At 69.3% G+C, this 18024-nt stretch carries 16 protein-coding genes and 2 tRNA genes; 3 read left to right on the forward strand and 15 right to left on the reverse strand.

The window, feature by feature from the left end; genetic code table 11:
* Positions 1-93: 93 nt before the first annotated feature.
* On the forward strand, positions 94-1803 hold the full coding sequence (gene pknB / locus ITJ48_RS14385; RefSeq protein ID WP_194614165.1) for a Stk1 family PASTA domain-containing Ser/Thr kinase: 1710 nt from the start codon (positions 94-96) through the stop codon (positions 1801-1803).
* Between the two features lie 52 nt (positions 1804-1855).
* On the opposite strand, the gene ITJ48_RS14390 is transcribed toward pknB, so the two are convergent.
* Genes ITJ48_RS14390 through ITJ48_RS14400 form a run of 3 tightly spaced genes read right to left on the reverse strand, consistent with a single transcriptional unit; the run spans position 1856 to position 3428 of the window.
* Positions 1856-2494, reverse strand: a complete 639-nt coding sequence (locus tag ITJ48_RS14390) for an aminodeoxychorismate/anthranilate synthase component II (RefSeq protein WP_123547412.1) — start codon at positions 2492-2494, stop codon at positions 1856-1858.
* A complete protein-coding gene (locus tag ITJ48_RS14395) occupies positions 2491-2652 on the reverse strand; it encodes a hypothetical protein (protein ID WP_194614166.1) in 162 nt (53 codons plus the stop codon). The genes ITJ48_RS14390 and ITJ48_RS14395 overlap by 4 nt, the downstream gene beginning before the upstream one ends.
* 2 nt (positions 2653-2654) lie before the next feature.
* Positions 2655-3428, reverse strand: a complete 774-nt coding sequence (locus ITJ48_RS14400) for a class E sortase (RefSeq protein WP_194614167.1) — start codon at positions 3426-3428, stop codon at positions 2655-2657.
* A 114-nt stretch (positions 3429-3542) separates the two neighbouring features.
* Between ITJ48_RS14400 and ITJ48_RS14405 the strand changes: the two genes are divergently transcribed.
* Positions 3543-3806: a cell division protein CrgA gene (locus tag ITJ48_RS14405; protein ID WP_123547410.1), complete on the forward strand. Its 264-nt coding sequence runs from the start codon at positions 3543-3545 to the stop codon at positions 3804-3806.
* Positions 3807-4010: 204 nt separating this feature from the next.
* Here the strand turns inward: ITJ48_RS14405 and ITJ48_RS14410 are convergent, their stop codons facing one another.
* A complete protein-coding gene (locus tag ITJ48_RS14410; protein WP_194614168.1) occupies positions 4011-4856 on the reverse strand; it encodes a rhomboid family intramembrane serine protease in 846 nt (281 codons plus the stop codon).
* Positions 4857-5396, reverse strand: coding sequence for a peptidylprolyl isomerase (locus ITJ48_RS14415; RefSeq protein WP_146902103.1), 540 nt, complete (start codon positions 5394-5396; stop codon positions 4857-4859).
* A 138-nt stretch (positions 5397-5534) separates the two neighbouring features.
* Between ITJ48_RS14415 and ITJ48_RS14420 the strand changes: the two genes are divergently transcribed.
* Positions 5535-6080: a hypothetical protein gene (locus ITJ48_RS14420; RefSeq protein WP_194614169.1), complete on the forward strand. Its 546-nt coding sequence runs from the start codon at positions 5535-5537 to the stop codon at positions 6078-6080.
* 440 nt (positions 6081-6520) lie between these two features.
* Here ITJ48_RS14420 and ITJ48_RS14425 read toward each other — a convergent pair.
* From ITJ48_RS14425 to dnaA, 10 genes are all read right to left on the reverse strand, one after another.
* Positions 6521-6593: transfer RNA gene (locus tag ITJ48_RS14425), tRNA-Ala, on the reverse strand.
* A gap of 37 nt (positions 6594-6630) precedes the next feature.
* Positions 6631-6704, reverse strand: a tRNA-Ile gene (locus ITJ48_RS14430).
* A gap of 71 nt (positions 6705-6775) precedes the next feature.
* The gene (locus ITJ48_RS14435) at positions 6776-7183 is read right to left on the reverse strand and encodes a DUF3566 domain-containing protein (protein WP_123547406.1); all 408 of its coding nucleotides are present in this window, start codon (positions 7181-7183) and stop codon (positions 6776-6778) included.
* Positions 7176-9848 (reverse strand): DNA gyrase subunit A, encoded by a 2673-nt coding sequence (gene gyrA, locus ITJ48_RS14440; RefSeq protein ID WP_194614170.1) that lies wholly within the window; start codon positions 9846-9848, stop codon positions 7176-7178. Before gyrA ends, ITJ48_RS14435 begins: the two co-directional genes overlap by 8 nt.
* Positions 9849-9924: 76 nt before the next feature.
* Positions 9925-11898, reverse strand: a complete 1974-nt coding sequence (gyrB, locus tag ITJ48_RS14445; protein WP_194614171.1) for a DNA topoisomerase (ATP-hydrolyzing) subunit B — start codon at positions 11896-11898, stop codon at positions 9925-9927.
* A gap of 165 nt (positions 11899-12063) precedes the next feature.
* A complete protein-coding gene (locus tag ITJ48_RS14450; RefSeq protein WP_370544943.1) occupies positions 12064-12633 on the reverse strand; it encodes a DUF721 domain-containing protein in 570 nt (189 codons plus the stop codon).
* Positions 12630-13793 (reverse strand): DNA replication/repair protein RecF, encoded by a 1164-nt coding sequence (recF, locus tag ITJ48_RS14455; protein ID WP_194614172.1) that lies wholly within the window; start codon positions 13791-13793, stop codon positions 12630-12632. Before recF ends, ITJ48_RS14450 begins: the two co-directional genes overlap by 4 nt.
* A gap of 15 nt (positions 13794-13808) precedes the next feature.
* On the reverse strand, positions 13809-14693 hold the full coding sequence (gene gnd / locus ITJ48_RS14460; RefSeq protein ID WP_194614173.1) for a phosphogluconate dehydrogenase (NAD(+)-dependent, decarboxylating): 885 nt from the start codon (positions 14691-14693) through the stop codon (positions 13809-13811).
* A gap of 56 nt (positions 14694-14749) precedes the next feature.
* On the reverse strand, positions 14750-15898 hold the full coding sequence (gene dnaN, locus ITJ48_RS14465; protein ID WP_133739079.1) for a DNA polymerase III subunit beta: 1149 nt from the start codon (positions 15896-15898) through the stop codon (positions 14750-14752).
* A gap of 490 nt (positions 15899-16388) precedes the next feature.
* Positions 16389-17804 carry a chromosomal replication initiator protein DnaA gene (dnaA, locus tag ITJ48_RS14470; protein ID WP_123547400.1) on the reverse strand — a complete coding sequence of 472 codons (1416 nt, stop codon included), beginning with the start codon at positions 17802-17804 and terminating at the stop codon, positions 16389-16391.
* Between the last annotated feature and the right edge of the window lie 220 nt (positions 17805-18024).

The raw sequence follows: 18024 nt of genomic DNA on the forward strand, positions 1-18024 counted from the left end.
CGACGGCCCCGTCCGGGGGTCGACGCCCGGATACACTGGGTCCGGTTCGGAAGGGTCGCGCAGGCAGCGGGGTCCCAGAGGGGAGACTGGCGCGTGGCTGAAGGCGTGAGAGAGGGCATCCACCTCCTCGCCAACCGGTACCAGATCGGCGAGCTGATCGGCCGGGGCGGGATGGCCGACGTCCACGTCGGCACCGACGCGCGGCTCGGCCGCCGCGTGGCGATCAAGCTGATGAAGCCGTCGCTCGCCACCGACCCCGCGTTCCGCACCCGCTTCCGCCAGGAGGCGCAGGCCGCGGCCCGCATGGCGCACCCCACCATCGTCCGCGTCTTCGACGCCGGCGAGGAGTCGACGCGCGACCGCAGCGGCCACGAGGTGCAGGTCCCCTTCATCGTCATGGAGTACGTCGAGGGGCGGCTCCTCAAGGATGTCGTCCGCGAGGGCCCGATGGACCCGACCGAGGCCGTGCGCATCACCGAGGGCATCCTGACCGCCCTCGAGTACTCGCACCGGGCGGGCGTCGTGCACCGCGACATCAAGCCCGGCAACGTCATGATCACGCACTCCGGCCAGGTCAAGGTCATGGACTTCGGCATCGCCCGCGCCATCTCCGACTCCTCCGCCACGGTCGCGCAGACGACGACCATCCTCGGCACGGCCCAGTACTTCAGCCCCGAGCAGGCACGGGGCGAGACGGTCGACGCCCGCTCCGACCTCTACTCGACCGGCGTCCTGCTCTTCGAGCTGCTCACCGGTCGGGCGCCGTTCCGCGGCGACTCCCCCGTGGCGGTCGCCTACCAGCACGTCAGCGAAGCACCCGTGCCCCCGAGCACCGTGGCGCCCGCGGTCTCCCCGGCCCTGGACGCCGTGGTGCTCCGTGCCCTCGCGAAGGACCGCTTCGAGCGCTTCCAGACGGCCGCGGACTTCCGGGCCGACGTCCACGCCGCCGGCGAGGGGCGCGCGCCCGAGCGACGCCGGGCCGCGCCCGAGGCCGGCTCGACGCTGTTCGGCGTCGACCCGCACAGCCGGGTCGGCAGCGAGGCGGCGCTCAAAGAGCTCTCCTCCGACGACAACGACCGACCCCAGCGGACCCAGACACGACCCCCGGTCGCCTGGATCTGGGCGGGCATCGTGCTCGTCGGCATCGTGATCGTGGCCGTGGTGTTCTGGGTGGTGAACCTCCAGCCGCCCCAGATCGACAACGCCCAGACCTCGACCATCCCCGTGGTCGCGGGCAGCACCTACGACGACGTCGCCGCTCAGCTGGGCGACCTCGACCTCACGGTGACGCGGACCGACGCCCCGAGCGACACCGTCGACGAGGGCCTCGTCATCTCCACCGACCCGGAGGCGGGCACGGCCGTGCTCAAGAACTCCGCCGTCGCCGTGACGGTCTCGTCGGGCCCCGTCACGGTCGCCATGCCCTCCGTGGACGGCCAACAGCTCGACGCAGCCTGGGCGGCGATCACCGCGGCGGGGCTCGTCCAGGGGCAGCAGACCTCCGACTACTCTCCCGACGTCCCCGAGAACGCCGTGCTCGAGTCGACGCCGGCGGCCGCCAGCGATGTGCCCGAGGGGACGACCGTCGACCTCGTCGTCAGCAACGGCAAGGTGAACGTGCCCGACGTGACCCGCCAGTCGTTCGAGCAGGCAGTCTCCGTCCTCGGCGACCAGCTCGGCCTGACGGTCAAGTCGTACGTCGACCCCGGCTGCTCCGGCGGCAGCGTGTCCGCCCAGTCCCTGCCGCCGGGCGACCAGCCGCAGGGCTCGGAGATCACCCTCGGCGTGTGCAGCGCAGGCTGAACCACCGCTGCTGACGCTCGCGGGCCCGATCGCCGACGCCGCGGGGCCGCCGTCAGCTCAGGTCGACCAGCGGGCTCAGGGAGCGCGCGGTGACCGCCGCCTCCGGCAGGCCGGCGACGCCGAGCCAGTTGCCGATCATCTGGTATCCGCCCTGGGTGAGCACGGACTCCGGGTGGAACTGCACGCCGTAGAGCGGCGCGGAACGGTGCTGCAGGCCCATGATCACCCCGCCGGAGGTGCGGGACGTGACCTCGAGGTCGCCCGGCACCGTCTCGTCGACGACAGCCAGCGAGTGGTACCGGGTGGCCGTGAAGGGCTGGGGCACGTCGGCGTAGAAGGCGCTGTCGTCGTGCTCGACGCGCGACGTCTTGCCGTGCATGAGTTCCTCCGCGTGGGTGACGGTGGCGCCGAGGGCCTCGGCGATGGCCTGGTGGCCCAGGCAGACGCCGAGCAGCGGCTTGTCGACGGCGAGGGCGGCGTGCACGACGTCGACAGAGACGCCCGCCGCCGCCGGCGTGCCCGGGCCGGGCGAGAGCAGCACGGCGTCGTACTCGGCGATGCGACCGGCGATCTCGTCGCGGCCGAAGGCGTCGTTGCGGACGACGTCGGTCTCGGCCCCGAGCTGCTGCAGGTAGCCGTTCAGCGTGTAGACGAAGCTGTCGTAGTTGTCGACGACCAGGATGCGCGTCATTGTTCCTCCACGGTGACGTCGGGGGCGGGGACGATCTCGTTCACGAGCGGGAAGACCCACTCGACCAGGGCGAACAGCACGGCGGCCAGCAGCACGAGCACCACCAGGAGCCGCAGCCACCAGGGGCCCGGGAGCACGCGCCAGAGGGCGCCGTACACGGTCAGCCCCCGATCCCGGCCGCGGCCAGGGCGGCGGGCGGGCCGTCCGAGAGCGGCTGCCACGAGTCGAAGACGCCGTAGGCGACGATGCGCTCCTGGGCGGTGAACATGGGGTTGCAGCTGGTGAGGGTGATGAGGCGCTCCCCGGAGGCGGCGGACACGTCGGGCGAGTCGGGCACGGGCTGCAGCACCGAGACCTGGGTCGCCTGCACGTACTGGAGGTTGCGGAAGGTGTAGGTGTACCAGCCGTCGGCCGTCTGGACGTAGAGCTCGTCGCCCGGACGCAGGTCGGCGACCTTGTTGAAGGGGGCGCCGTAGGTCGTCCGGTGCGCCGCGATCCCGAAGTTGCCGACCTCGCCGGGCATCTGCGTGTCGTCGTAGTGCCCGATGCCGATCTTGTTCAGGGTGCGGACCGTGCTCGTGCCGCCCGCGATCGGCACGGCGTAGTCGGCGCCGAAACGCGGCACGTACAGGTTCCCGAACTGCTCGGCCTCGGCGGGGGCGGCGGTGACCGGGGGGTCGCCGGCCTCGTCCGCGGTGGCGGGAGGCGCCTCCTGCGCCTGGCGCTCGAGCTGCTGCGAGAGCTGCGACGCCTGGTCCCGGTGCTCGCCCGCCACGACCAGGTCGTTGAACCACTGCTGCCACGCGATGAAGAGCAGCACCAGGACGCCGGCGGTGATGAGGAGCTCGCCCAGCACGCCGACGAACGACACGGGGCGACGCCGTCGCCGGGGACGACGGCCGTCGGCGGGGGCGATGCGCGCGTCGACGGTCATGGGGTCGATCCTAACGGCGGCGCCTGGGGTGTCGGCGGCTACTCGCAGGAGCCTGTGGACGAGGTCCCGGCCGGCCGAGGGGCCCGTCAGGGCCGCCACGCTAGGATGTGCGCCATGGCTGCAGACAAGAACCCCACCTCGAAGCCCGCCCGCGCCCGCGCGGACCGCTCCGCCGAGGCGCGCCCCGCGGCCGACGCCCCGAACCCGGTGTGGTTCAAGCCGGTCATGTTCGGCTTCATGCTGATCGGCCTCGCCTGGATCGTCGTCTTCTACGTGAGCCAGAGCGCCCTGCCGATCGGCTCGCTCGGCTCGTGGAACATCCTGATCGGCTTCGGGATCATGTTCATCGGGTTCCTCATGACGACCCGCTGGCGCTAGGCACCCGCGACTCCGGCCCTCTCGAACAGGCGTTCGCACTTACACGGCTGTAACTATCCCCACTGTGGACAGTCCTGTGGACAAGTCGGTGGAGAACCCCGCTCGCCGGGTCTGGACCGGTCCGACGACGAAGGAGGCGGCACCCACGTGGGTGCCGCCTCCTTCGTTCTCCTCGCCTCGCGTCGGAGGCGCCGGGGCGCTGCGTCAGAGATAGCCGAGGTACATCGCCGAGCGCCCGAGGACGATCAGCAGGCAGGCCACGCCGATCGCGACGAGCCCCGCCGTCTGCAGACCGGCCTTCGAGCGGTGGCGAGTCTTCGTGTAGAGGAACGACACGAGAGCGCCCACGACGAGCCCGCCGACGTGCGCCTGCCACGAGATGTTCGGGGACACGAAGCCGATGGCGAGGTTGATGCCCAGCAGGACGAGCAGCTGGACGCCGTTCGAGCCGCCCAGGCTGCGCGCGATCACGAAGAAGCCCGCCATGAGGCCGAAGATCGCCCCGGAGGCGCCCACCACCGGGGTGGTCGGCGACAGGAGCGTCACCGCGGCCGCGCCGCCCAGCCCGCTGATGAAGTAGAGCGCCGCGTAGCGGGCCCTGCCCAGCGTCCGCTCGAGTTGTGCTCCGAAGATGTACAGCGCGTACATGTTGAAGAGGATGTGCAGGACGCTGCCGTGGGTGAACATCGACGTGACGATGCGCCACGGCTCGACGAGCGCGATCGGCGCGTAGTACGAGAACGCCGAGCTGACGACGCCGCCCGTGAGCACCTGTGCGAGGTACACGACGAGGCTGACGCCGATGAGGCCGTAGGTGACGACCGGGGCCCCGCCGCGGGAGGCGCTGCGGATGCTGCCCATGACACGAGGCTGCACACGCGGAGCGGAGGCCTGGGCCTCGCGCACGCACTCGGGGCAGTGCACGCCCACCGCGGCCGGGGTCTGGCACTGGCCGCAGATGGTGCGCCCGCACCGCTGGCAGAGCACGAAGCTCTGCCTGTCGGGGTGCCGGTAGCAGTAGTTCGCTGCGTCGGCGGGGACCTGTGTCACCTAGACCTCGTCGATGGTGACGCTCTCGATCACGACGTCCTCGAGGGGCTTGTCGCGCGCGTCGGTGGGGACGCCCTCGATGGCGTCGACGACCTTCTTGGACTCGTCGTCGGCGACGACGCCGAAGATGGTGTGCTTGCCCTGCAGCCAGGGGGTCGCCACGGTCGTGATGAAGAACTGCGAGCCGTTGGTGCCGCGGCCGCCCTGCTTGCCGGCGTTCGCCATGGCGAGGACGTAGGGCTCGCCGAAGGTGAGCTCGGGGTGGATCTCGTCGTCGAACTGGTAGCCGGGGCCGCCGATGCCCTGGCCGAGCGGGTCGCCGCCCTGGAGCATGAAGTCCTTGATGATGCGGTGGAACACGACGCCGTCGTAGAGCGGGTCGGTGCTGACCTTGCCCGTGGAGGGGTGGGTCCACTCGATGGTGCCGGTCGCGAGACCGGTGAAGTTGGCGACGGTCTTGGGTGCGTGGTCGCCGAAGAGGTTCACGGTGATGGTGCCGTGGTTGGTCTTGATGGTGGCGACAGCGGTGTGCGTAGACATGCCGCCATTCTCCCACAGGGCCCCCGGCACCTCAGCGGGTGCCCAGCGAGCACGGTGTTACCTGCCAGGAAGCCTCGTGCCAGACTGGGAAGCCAGCATCGAACCGAGCCGTTGCCTACTAGTCGTTGGAGGAACACTGTGGCCCTGTCACGCAAGCAGAAGAAAGAACTGAAGAAGTTCAAGAAGCACGCGTTCGACGTGTGGTCCGAGCAGCGCGAGGTCGTCAGCCACGCAGGCAAGGTCATCGGCGACGCCCGCGACCACGGCGTCCGCTACGCCAACAAGAACGTGACGCCGCGCATCAAGCACGCCGTCGACCAGAACGTCCGCCCTGCCGTGTCGCAGGGCCTGTCGGCCGGCAGCCACGCCGCGACCGTCGCCCAGGACCGTCTGAAGCACGACGTCTACCCCGCCCTCTCCTCCTACTTCGGCGGTCTCGACCTGGTCAACGACCCCAAGGTCAAGAAGGCCGTCAAGAAGGCCAAGAAGCAGGGCGGCAAGTTCGCCTCGCAGGCGTCGAAGTACGCGCCGACCAAGAAGAAGTCGGGCCCCGGCGTCGGCGGCGTGCTGCTGATCGGCCTCGGCGTCGTGGCGCTCGGCGGTCTCGTGTTCGCCGCGGTGCAGACGCTCCGCGCCGACGACGAGCTCTGGGTCGCCGACGACGACGCCGACACGAAGGCCTAGCCACCCGCACCCCGCACCACCCCGCAGGGCCCGCCTCCTCCCCGGAGCCGGGCCCTCCGTGCACCCGTGCCCGCCCGCCCCGCCGCAACGAGCGAAGCGACGTTGCGACCACCAACGAGCGAGGCGAAGTTGCGGCCACCAACGAGCGAAGCGAAGTTGCGGCCACCAACGAGCGAAGCGAAGTTGCGGCCAGCGACGAGCGAAGCGACGTCGCCCCCGTGACGAGCGAAGCGACGTCGCCCCCGTGACGAGCGAAGCGACGTCACCAGCTGCGCAGGCGGCTGTGCCGTCTGGGTCGGCGGAGCCGACACGCTGCGCCGCAGGAGCGGCGGCGCAGCCGACACGCTGCGCCGCAGGAGCGGCGGCGCAGCCGAACCAGCACGAACGAAAAATCCCCGCGAACCCACGACGTGGGCGAGCAGGGAAGAGCCTATTTTTCGTGGAGCCTAGGAGAATCGAACTCCTGACATCCTGCTTGCAAAGCAGGCGCTCTACCAACTGAGCTAAGGCCCCGAGGTACCGGGTGCACCCGTCGGAGGACCTTCGGGAGTGGGGCTAACAGGACTTGAACCTGTGACCTCTTCGTTATCAGCGAAGCGCTCTAACCGCCTGAGCTATAGCCCCCGGACCGTCGTAAAGCCTACAGCACCACGACGGAGATGACGAATCGGCCGCAGGGGCCGATCCGACCCGGATCAGTTGTTCGTGAAGCCGACCAGGAGGCCGCCGGTGACGCGGACGCTCAGGTTGTAGAGCACGGCGACGACGGCACCGAGCACGGTGCCGACGACGACGTTCAGCACGGCCACGACGATCGAGAACAGCATGACCTGGCCGACGTTGAAGCTGTCCTGGATGGTGAAGTTCTGGTCGCCCAGGATGTCGCGCAGCACCTGGTCGAGGTCGTTGAAGATGCCCGTCTGGTTGAGGATCAGCCAGATGAGGAACGTCGCCACGACGGTGACGATCCCCAGCGCGACGGCGATCAGGAACGACAGCTTCACGACGGACCAGAAGTCGATGTAGACGAGCTTCAGGCGCACCTGCTTGGTGCCGGACGGGCGCGCGGTCTTGCGCTGAAGCTTCTCGGCGACGCTACTCATTGGTCGGTTCCTCTCCGGTGCTGCTGTCGTCGGCCGTGTCCGCGGGCGCCTCCGTGACGGGCTCGACGGCGTCGATCACGTCTCCGGGGCTGACCGCGGGCACGGCGTCGTTGTCGCCGACGGCGTCGATGACGGCCTCGTCGGACGGTGCCACGAGGTTGCGCTCGGTGTTGCGCGCCAGTGCGATGATTCGGTCGTCGGCGGCGAACCGCGCGAAGACGACACCCATGGTGTCACGTCCCTTCGCCGGTACCTCGGCCACGGCAGAACGTACCACCTTGCCGCTCGAGAGCACCACGAGCACCTCGTCGTCGTCGCCGACGATCAGGGCGCCGGCCAGGTCGCCCCGGGCCTCGGCGAGCTTGGCGACCTTGATGCCGAGGCCGCCGCGGTTCTGCACGCGGTACTGGTCCGCACCGGTGCGCTTGGCGTAGCCGCCCTCGGTGACGACGAAGACGTAGCCCGTGTCGTCGGCCACGGAGGCCGACAGCAGCGTGTCGCCCTCGCGGAAGGTCATGCCCTTCACGCCGGACGTGGAGCGGCCCATCGGGCGCAGCGAGTCGTTGGTGGCCGTGAACCGCAGCGACATGCCGTGGCGCGAGACGAGCAGCAGGTCGTCGCTCTCGTCGACGAGCAGCGCCGAGACGAGCTCGTCGTCGTCGCGGAGGTTGATGGCGATGATGCCGCCGGTGCGGTTCGTGTCGTACTCGGTCAGGGCCGTCTTCTTGATCAGGCCGTCGCGGGTCGCGAGCACGAGGTACTGGGCGACCTCGTAGTCGCGGATGTCGAGCACCTGCGAGATCGACTCGTCCGGCTGCATGGCGAGGAGGTTCGCGACGTGCTGTCCCTTGGCGTCGCGTCCCGCCTCCTGCAGCTCGTAGGTCTTGGCCCGGTAGACGCGTCCCTTGTCGGTGAGGAAGAGCAGCCAGTGGTGGGTCGTCGTGACGAAGAAGTGGTCGACGACGTCGTCGGCACGCAGCTGCGCGCCGCGGACGCCCTTGCCGCCGCGGTGCTGGCTGCGGTAGTTGTCGCTGCGGGTGCGCTTCACGTAGCCGCCGCGGGTGATGGTGACGACCATCTCCTCCTCGGGGATCAGGTCCTCGACGCTCATGTCGCCGTCGAAGCCGAGCATGATCTCGGTGCGCCGGTCGTCGCCGAACTTGTCGGTGATCTCGCGCAGCTCGTCGCTGACGATCGTGCGCTGGCGCTCGGGCTTGGCGAGGATGTCCTTGTAGTCGGCGATCTCGCGCTCGAGCTTGTCGGCGTCGTCCTGGATCTTCTGGCGCTCGAGGGCGGCCAGGCGGCGCAGCTGGAGGTTGAGGATGGCGGAGGCCTGGACCTCGTCGACGTCGAGCAGGTCCATGAGGCCGGCGCGCGCCTCCTCGACCGTGGGCGAGCGGCGGATGAGCGCGATGACCTCGTCGAGGGCGTCGAGGGCCTTGAGGTAGCCGCGGAGGATGTGGGCGTCCGCCTCGGCCTTGCGCAGGCGGAACTGCGTGCGCCGGACGATGACGTCGATCTGGTGCGCCACCCAGGCGGAGATGAAACCGTCGAGCGCCAGCGTGCGGGGGACGCCGTCGACGATGGCCAGCATGTTGGCGCCGAAGTTCTCCTGGAGGGAGGTGTGCTTGTACAGGTTGTTGAGGACGACCTTCGCGACGGCGTCGCGCTTGAGGACGATGACGAGGCGCTGCCCGGTCCGGCCCGAGGTCTCGTCGCGGATGTCGGCGATGCCGCCGATGCGGCCGTCCTTGACGAGCTCGGCGATCTTGATCGCGAGGTTGTCGGGGTTGACCTGGTACGGCAGCTCGGTGACGACGAGGCAGGTGCGGCCCTGGATCTCCTCGACGTTCACGACGGCGCGCATGGTGATCGAGCCACGGCCCGTGCGGTAGGCGTCCTGGATGCCGCGGACGCCGAGGATCTGGGCACCGGTGGGGAAGTCGGGCCCCTTGATGCGCTCCATCAGCGCCTCGAGCAGCTCCTCGCGGGAGGCCTCGGGGTGGGCGAGCGACCACTGCGCGCCCTCGGCGACCTCGCGGAGGTTGTGCGGCGGGATGTTCGTCGCCATGCCGACGGCGATGCCGACCGAGCCGTTGACGAGGAGGTTCGGGAAGCGTGCCGGCAGGATGGCCGGCTCCTGGGTGCGGCCGTCGTAGTTGTCCTGGAAGTCGACGGTGTCCTCGTCGATGTCGCGGACCATCTCGAGCGCGAGCGGGGCCATCTTCGTCTCGGTGTACCGGGGGGCGGCGGCGCCGTCGTTGCCCGGCGAGCCGAAGTTGCCCTGGCCGAGCGCCAGCGGGTAGCGGAGGCTCCACGGCTGGACCAGCCGGACGAGCGCGTCGTAGATCGCCGTGTCGCCGTGCGGGTGGAACTGGCCCATCACGTCGCCGACGACGCGCGAGCACTTCGAGAACGCGCGGTCGGGACGGTACCCGCCGTCGTACATCGCGTAGATCACGCGACGGTGGACGGGCTTGAGGCCGTCGCGCACCTCGGGCAGCGCACGGCCGACGATGACGCTCATCGCGTAGTCGAGGTACGAGCGCTGCATCTCGAGCTGCAGGTCGACCTGCTCGATGCTGTCGCGCTTGATCGCCGCGGGGAACGCGGTGGTGCCCTCGGCGTCGGTGCCCTCGGGGGTGTCGTTCGGCTCGTCGGCCATGATTCTCCGTCTGTCGTGGTCTGCCCCGGTGTCCGCCGCGGGGCGCGGGCGTGCTCCGGCTCAGCCGGCGCACGCGTCAGATGTCGAGGAAGCGGACGTCTTTCGCGTTCTGCTGGATGAAGTTGCGTCGCGACTCGACGTTCTCGCCCATGAGCGTGTCGAAGGTCGTGTCGGCCGCCGCGGCGTCCTCCAGGGTCACCTGCAGCAGGGTGCGCGTGTCGGGGTCCATGGTCGTCTCCCACAGCTCCTTGTAGTCCATCTCGCCGAGGCCCTTGTAGCGCTGGATCGCGTTCTCCTTGGGGATGCGCTTGCCGGCGGCCTTGCCCGAGACGAGGACGGCGTCGCGCTCGGCGTCGCTGTAGACGTACTCGTGCGCGGCGTTGCTCCACTTGAGCTTGTAGAGCGGCGGCTGCGCGAGGTAGACGTAGCCGAGGTCGATCAGCGGGCGCATGTACCGGAACAGCAGGGTCAGCAGCAGGGTCGTGATGTGCTGGCCGTCGACGTCGGCGTCGGCCATCAGCACGATCTTGTGGTACCTGGCCTTGTCGGGATCGAAGTCCTCGCCGATGTCGGCGCCGAACGCCTTGATCATCGCCTGGACCTCGTTGTTGCCGAGCGCCCGGTCGAGCCGCGCCTTCTCGACGTTGAGGATCTTGCCGCGGAGGGGCAGGATCGCCTGGGTCTCGGGGTTGCGGCCCTGCACGGCGGAGCCGCCGGCCGAGTCGCCCTCGACGATGAAGATCTCGCTGCGCGACGGATCCTTGCTCTGGCAGTCCTTGAGCTTGCCGGGCATGCCGTTCGACTCGAGCACGCCCTTGCGTCGCGTCTGCTCGCGCGCCTTGCGGGCGGCCATCCGCGCCTGCCCGGCCAGGATGCCCTTGCGGACGATCTCGGCGGCCTGCTTGGGGTTGCGGTCGAACCAGTCGGTGATCTGGTCGAAGGTGACCTTCTGCACGAACGACTTCGCCTCGGTGTTGCCGAGCTTGGTCTTGGTCTGGCCCTCGAACTGCGGCTCGCCGAGCTTGATCGAGATGACGGCCGTCAGGCCCTCGCGGACGTCGTCGCCCGTGAGGTTGTCGTCCTTCTCCTTGAGCAGGTTCTTCTCGCGCGCGTACCGGTTGATGAGCGTCGTGAGCGCCGCCCGGAAGCCCTCTTCGTGGGTGCCGCCCTCGTGCGTGTTGATCGTGTTGGCGTAGGTGTGGACGCTCTCCTGGTACGAGGTGTTCCACTGCATGGCGACCTCGAGCGAGATCTTCTTCTCGGTGTCCTCCTGCTCGAAGGCGAGGATGTCGTCGTGCACCGTCTCGACCTTCTTGACCGCGTTCAGGTACTGGACGTAGTCGACCAGGCCCTTCTCGTAGTGGAAGACGTCGTGACGGGCCTCGGCGTCGTCGGGCTGCGGGCGCTCGTCGCTGAGCTCGATCCGCAGGCCCTTGTTGAGGAACGCCATCTGCTGGAACCGCGTGCGGAGCGTCTCGTAGTCGAACTCGACCGTCTCGAAGATCTCGGCGTTGGGCCAGAAGGTGATCGTCGTGCCGGTGGTGTCGTCCTCCTCGCCCTTGGCGAGCGGCGCGACGGGGACGCCGTCGGTGAAGCTCTGGCGGTAGACGTTCCCCTGGCGGCGGACCTCGACGTCGAGCTCGCTCGAGAGCGCGTTCACGACCGAGCTGCCGACGCCGTGCAGGCCGCCGGAGACCGCGTAGCCGCCGCCGCCGAACTTGCCGCCGGCGTGCAGCACCGTGAGGACGACCTCGACGGTCGACCGGCCCTCGACCGGGTGGACGTCGACGGGGATGCCACGACCGTTGTCGACGACGCGGACGCCGCCGTCCTCGCGCATGGTGATCTCGATGTGGTCGCACCAGCCGGCCAGGGCCTCGTCGACCGAGTTGTCGACGATCTCGTAGACCAGGTGGTGCAGACCGCGCGGGCCCGTCGAGCCGATGTACATGCCCGGTCGCTTGCGCACCGCCTCGAGGCCCTCGAGCACCTGGATCGCGCTGGCGCCGTAGGAGTCGTCGGGCTGGGCGTCGGCGGGGTTCGGTGTCATGTTCGCGGGGGCTCCTGGCGTCTGGGACGAGGGTCGTCGCCCGGCCACGACCTCGCTGAGGACGGCTCGCGGACGACCTTGTGAGTCTACCGCAGGCCTGTCCCCCACGGGGCAGATTCCGCCCTCAGAGGGATTTTCCCGAGCCGGGTGGACGATTCACCCTCCCTAGCCGTAGGTATCGCGAGGGCCACGCCCTGGGACCGATCTGGGGCCGCGTTTCCAGGACGGGGCGTTGGGTGCCAGGAAACGCACCGACTGGATGCCGGCGTCGGGGTACCGCTGGACGATGGTCGTCGTCACCGTGCCGCGCATCAGGCGGAGCTGCGTCGCCCAGGCCGTCGAGTCGCACTGCACGGTCAGGGTGCCGTCGTCGATGGACACCGGGTGCGAGTGCGCGGACAGCTCGTCGCCGACCATGTCGGGCCACGCCGCCATGAGGTCGGACTGCGCCAGGGGCGACTTCCAGCCCAGCTCGGACGTGACGCTCGCGAGCACGTCGGCGATGCCCCGGGGCTCGCGTCCCGTGCCGAACGGCTGGCTCGGCGAGCCGAGCTTGATCGCCTTCCGCCGCCGGCCGTCGCGCGAGCGTCCGTTCGGGTCGCCGAAGACGCGGCGGAACCTCAGGTAGACGCGCTGCGCCTCGTCGTCCGGCAGCGGCTCGGGGAGCGCAGGAGGCGGCGGTCCCGTCGTCGAGGAGGGCGCCTCCTCCGCGGGTCGATCGTCGTCGACGCTCACGACTCGTCCTCGACGATGGTGCCCGCCGAGATCCGGACGGTGTGCGCGGCGAGCCGGTCGGGCACGTCCTCCTCGACCGCCGCGGTGATGAGGACCTGCTCGTAGTCGGCCACGGCGTCGGCCAGTCGCTCGCGGCGGGACCCGTCGAGCTCGGCGAACACGTCGTCGAGCACGATGACGGGGTCGCCCGTGGTCGCCTCCGCTCGGACGACGGCCGCGGACGCGAGCTTCAGGGCGAGGGCGAACGACCAGGACTCGCCGTGGCTCGCGTAGCCGCGGGCAGGGAGGCCGTTGAGCGAGAGGAAGAGGTCGTCGCGGTGCGGCCCGACCAGGGTGAGGCCGCGGTCGAGCTCGCTGGGCCGGACCCGGGCGAGCGCCTCGCGGAACACGTCGGCGACCTCGGCCGGCGCCACCTGCTCGGTGGGCGCCTCCGGTGCCGGAGCGTCGTCGTCGACCGTCGCGCCCCGGATGCTCAGGACGGTCGAGAGCCGTGCCGCGTGGTCCTCGCCCGCGACGGCGGCGTACGACCGTGCCACCTCGGGGGCGAGATCGGCGACGAGCCTCTCGCGCGCGACGACGATCTCCGTGCCGAGCGCCACCAGGCGCTCGTCCCAGATGTCCAGGGTGCCCAGCTGCCCCGCCTTGACACCGGAGGCGCGGGCCGACTTGAGGAGCGTGTTCCGCTGGCGGAGCACCCGGTCGTAGTCGGCCTGGACCCCGGCGAACCGGGGCGCCCGGGTCACGAGCAACTCGTCGAGGAACCGGCGACGGCCCGACGGCTCCCCGCGGACGAGCGCGAGGTCCTCCGGGGCGAACAGCACGCTGGTGAAGTAGCGCGGCAGCTCGCGGGGCTTGATCGCGCTGCGGTTGACCTGGGCCCGGTTGGCGCCGGTGCGGTTGATCTGCACCTCGGCGAGGAGCTCGCGCCCCTCGGACTCGAGGCGCGCCCGGACGATCGCCGAGTCGGTGCCCTGCCGGATCATCGCGGCGTCGGACGAGACGCGGTGCGACCCGAGGGTCGCCAGGTAGCCGAGCGACTCGACCAGGTTGGTCTTGCCCTGGCCGTTCCGGCCGACGAAGAGGTTGGGCCCGCGCGCGAGTGCGACTTCTGCGGAAGCGTAGTTCCGGAAGTCGGTCAGGCTCAGATGGAGTACTCGCACGCGGGCCGGAGGCGACTAGGCCTTCTTGACCGCGTGGCCGCCGAACTGGTTGCGCAGCGCGGCGACGGCCTTCATGGTGGGCGAGCCCTCGCCCTGGCGCGACACGAAGCGCGCGAAGATCGACGCGCTCAGGGCCGGCATCGGGACGGCGTGGGCGATGCCCTCCTCGAGCGTCCAGCGACCCTCGCCGCTGTCGTCGACGTAGCCCGAGAGAGCGTCGAGCTTGGGGTCGGCGTCGAGCGCGAGGACCATGAGCTCGAGCAGCCAGGAACGGACGACCGTGCCGCGCTGCCACGCCTTGAAGACCGCGGGGACGTCCTCGACGAGGCCCTTGGCCTCGAGGAGCTCGTAGCCCTCGCCGTAGGCCTGCATGATCGCGTACTCGATGCCGTTGTGGACCATCTTCGCGTAGTGGCCGGCGCCGACGGGGCCCGCGTGGCTGAAGCCCTCCTCGCGGGGGCCCTCGGGGCGCAGCGCGTCGAAGACGGGCATCGCGCGCTCGACGTCGGCGGAGTCGCCGCCGACCATGAGGCCGTAGCCGTTGTCGAGGCCCCACACGCCGCCGGAGACGCCGGCGTCCATGTAGCGGATGCCCTTGGCGTCGAGGAGGGTCGCGTGGACCTCGTCGTCGAGCCACTTCGAGTTGCCGCCGTCGATGACGAGGTCGCCGGGCTCGAGGACCTCGCCGAGGTCCTTGATGACGGCGTCGGTGATCTGGCCGTGGGGGACCATCACCCAGACGAGGCGAGGCGACGGGAGCGCCTGGGCCAGGGCGCCCAGGTCGGCGACGTCGGAGACCGCGGGGTTGGCGTCGTAGCCGGTCACCTCGATGCCCGCGTTGCGCAGGCGAGCGCGCATGTTGTTGCCCATTTTGCCGAGACCGACGAGGCCGATGTGCATGAGGATCCTTCGTTCTGTGGAGGCGTCGAACGTGGCGCCTCCGTCGTGTCGCGCTGTCAGCGCAGGAGGAGGTTGGGCTGCAGCAGGTAGCGGTAGCTGTCAGCCCCCGCCTGGTCCTTGGAGGACTGACTGGTGATCAGCACAGGACCGGGCTTGTTCGGGTTCTCCGTCTTGGTGAAGGAGATCCGCACGAACTCGGAGTGGACGGCTCCGAGGCCGTCGAGGAGGAACTGGGGCTTCAACGAGACCACCGTGTCCTCTCCCGTCAACAACGCGTCGATCGACTCTGATGCCTGCGCTTGTTCGCTGCCGACCGCCTCGAGGGTGAGGCCGTCGATCGTGAACGTGAACCTGAGGGCCGCCTCGCGCTCGAGCACGAGCGAGACGCGACGGATGGACTCGACGAGCTCGGCGGTGTTGATCACCGCGAAGTTCTCGACGGTCTCGGGGAAGAGCCGCTTCACCGGGGGGAAGTTGCCCTTGATCAGCAACGACGTGACGGTCTTGTCGCCGGCCTGGAACGCGATCAGCTCGCGGTCGTCGCTGCCGGTGATCGAGACGGACACGGTGCTGGCGCTGCCGAAGGTCTTGCCGACCTCCTGCAGGGTGCGGGCCGGGACGAGTGCCGTCGTCGTCTCGGTGCTCGCGGCGGTGCCGGGATCGAACTCGATGCCCCGGACGGCCACCCGGTAGCGGTCGGTGGCCACGAGCGACAGCGCGTTCTCGGTGACCTCGAGCTGCACGCCCGTGATGACCGGCGTCACGTCGTCGCGCGAGGCGGCGACGGCGACCTGCGAGATGGCAAGCGAGAAGGCGTCCCCGGGCACGACTCCCGACCGCTCGCCGACCGTGGGCAGCGTCGGGTACTCCTCGACGGGCATGCTCAGCAGCGAGAAGTTGGCGGAGCCGCAGCTCACGGCGATGCGGTTCTCGTCCGTCGAGAACGTCACGGGCGCGTTGGGCAGACGGTTGGCGATGTCGGCGAGGAGGCGCCCCGAGACGAGGATCGTTCCTGGTTCGTCGACCTCGGCGGCGATGCTCGTCTGGGCCGAGACCTCGTAGTCGAACGACGAGAGCGTGAGGCCGTCGGCGTCCGCCTCGATCAGCACGCCGCTGAGGATCGGCAGCGTCGTCCGCTGGGGCAGGAGCTTCACGGCGAAGGAGACGGCATCGCTGAAGACGTCGCGGTTGACCTGGAACTTCACGCGGGGACCCCTGTTCGACTACTCGCTCGTGGATGGCCCGCCAATACTGCCACAGCGAGGAGGCGGGCGGTCCCTGGCCCGAGGACCGCCGCCGGCTGTCCACAAGGTTGTCTCTCCAACAATTTCTTGTAATCAGGATTAACAGTCTTAACCGTTGTGCACAGTGTGGATAACCTGTTTAAAACCCCGAGGCCAGAGGGAACTACACGATTGTGACTTGTGCACGGAGTGTGGATTCGACGGGGTGATCGGACCACGTCCTCCTCGTGCACCGAGGTCCATTCCCACAGGCCCGACCGATCCGTGAACACCTGAGCCGTAGTTGTCCACGTGTTTCCACAAGTTATCCACACTGTGGGATCGATGGCTCTCCCCAGGTGCTGCAGGCCGCCTCCTGCGGGCTCGTGGACGCACGAACGGGCGCCGACCCGAGGTCGACGCCCGTCCGGGGCACGCGGCGAGGAGGCGCCGGCAGGGCGCCTCGACTCGCCTACTTGTAGCGGGTGTCCTGCTTGATCCGGCTCGTCAGCTCGGTCACCTGGTTGTAGATCGAGCGGCGCTCCTTCATGAGCTCGCTGATCTTCTTGTTCGCGTACATGACCGTGGTGTGGTCGCGGTTGCCGAAGAGCTGGCCGATCTTGGGGAGGGACAGGCTGGTCAGCTCGCGGCAGAGGTACATCGCGATCTGTCGAGCCGTGGCGATCGCCTGCGAGCGGGACGACCCGTAGAGGTCGTCGACCGAGAGCTTGAAGTAGTCGGCGGTGTGGTTGATGATGTCGACCGGCGCGACGATGTTGTCCTCGTCGAGCGTGATCAGGTCCTTCAGGACTGTCTGCACGAGGGCCATGTCGACCGCGGTGCGGTTCAGGCTGGCGAACGCCGTGACCCGGATGAGCGTGCCCTCGAGCTCCCGGATGTTGCTCGACACCTTCGTGGCGATGAACTCGAGCACCTCGTCGCGGACCTGCAGCTTCTCGCTCTGCGCCTTCTTGCGGAGGATCGCGATGCGGGTCTCGAGGTCGGGCGCCTGCACGTCGGTGATCAGGCCCCACTCGAACCGCGAGCGCATCCTGTCCTCGAAGCCCGTCAGGTGCTTCGGGGGCAGGTCGCTCGTGATCACGAGCTGCTTGTCGTGGTCGTGCAGGGTGTTGAAGGTGTGGAAGAAGGCCTCCTGCGTCGAGTCCTTGCCCTGCAGGAACTGGATGTCGTCGATCAGGAGGATGTCGATCTCGCGGTAGCGCTGCTGGAACAGGTTCGAGCGGTTGTTGGCGATCGAGTTGATGAAGTCGTTCGTGAACTCCTCGCTGCTCACGTAGCGGACCCGGATGCCCGGGTACATCGTCTCGGCGTAGTGGCCGATGGCGTGGAGGAGGTGCGTCTTGCCCAGCCCGGACGACCCGTAGATGAAGAGGGGGTTGTACGCCTTGGCCGGCGCCTCGGCGACGGCCACCGCCGCGGCGTGGGCGAACCGGTTCGAGGCGCCGATCACGAAGTTGTCGAAGCTGTACTTGGGGTTCAGTCGCGAGTCGTTGCGCTTGCCCGTCGAGGGCGACTCGACCGGGGCCGGCACGAACGGGGCCTCGATGTAGTGGGCCGGCTCCGACTCCTCGGGCTGCTGGGTGAGGGTGTCCGGCGTGATGTCGGGGTTGACGGTGATGGCGAAGCTCGCGACGGAGGTGTCGCCGAGCGCGGCGATCGACTCGAGCAGCGGGGTGCGGATGCGCTGCTCGAGCATGCCGCGGGTCAGGTCGTTGGGCACCTCGAGGTAGAGGGTGCCGCCCAGCACGCCCTTGGGCTCGACCAGGCTGATGAAGCCGTGCAGCTGAGGAGTGATGCGATCGTCGGTCGTCAGGGTCGCGAGCACGGATCGCCAGAGGTCCTGGACCGGATCGACGGTGTTCGCCACGGGGCTCTTCCTACCTACTTATGCACAGGTTTCTCCACCGGCCGACGATCGTCGTCAGAGCCAGGAACACTGCTACTTCCCCAGAACTACGCGGATGCGGAGCGGGAGGTGCCCACTTTAGTTCGTCGAGCCGCACCCTCCGCAACCGAGGTTGTCAACACTGTGGAGAACTCCGGGGAGGGCTGTCGTTTGACCACAGGACAGAACCCGCGTACTTTTA

Origin of the sequence: Frigoribacterium sp. VKM Ac-2530, assembly GCF_015350835.1 — a bacterium.
GTDB lineage: Bacteria > Actinomycetota > Actinomycetes > Actinomycetales > Microbacteriaceae > Frigoribacterium.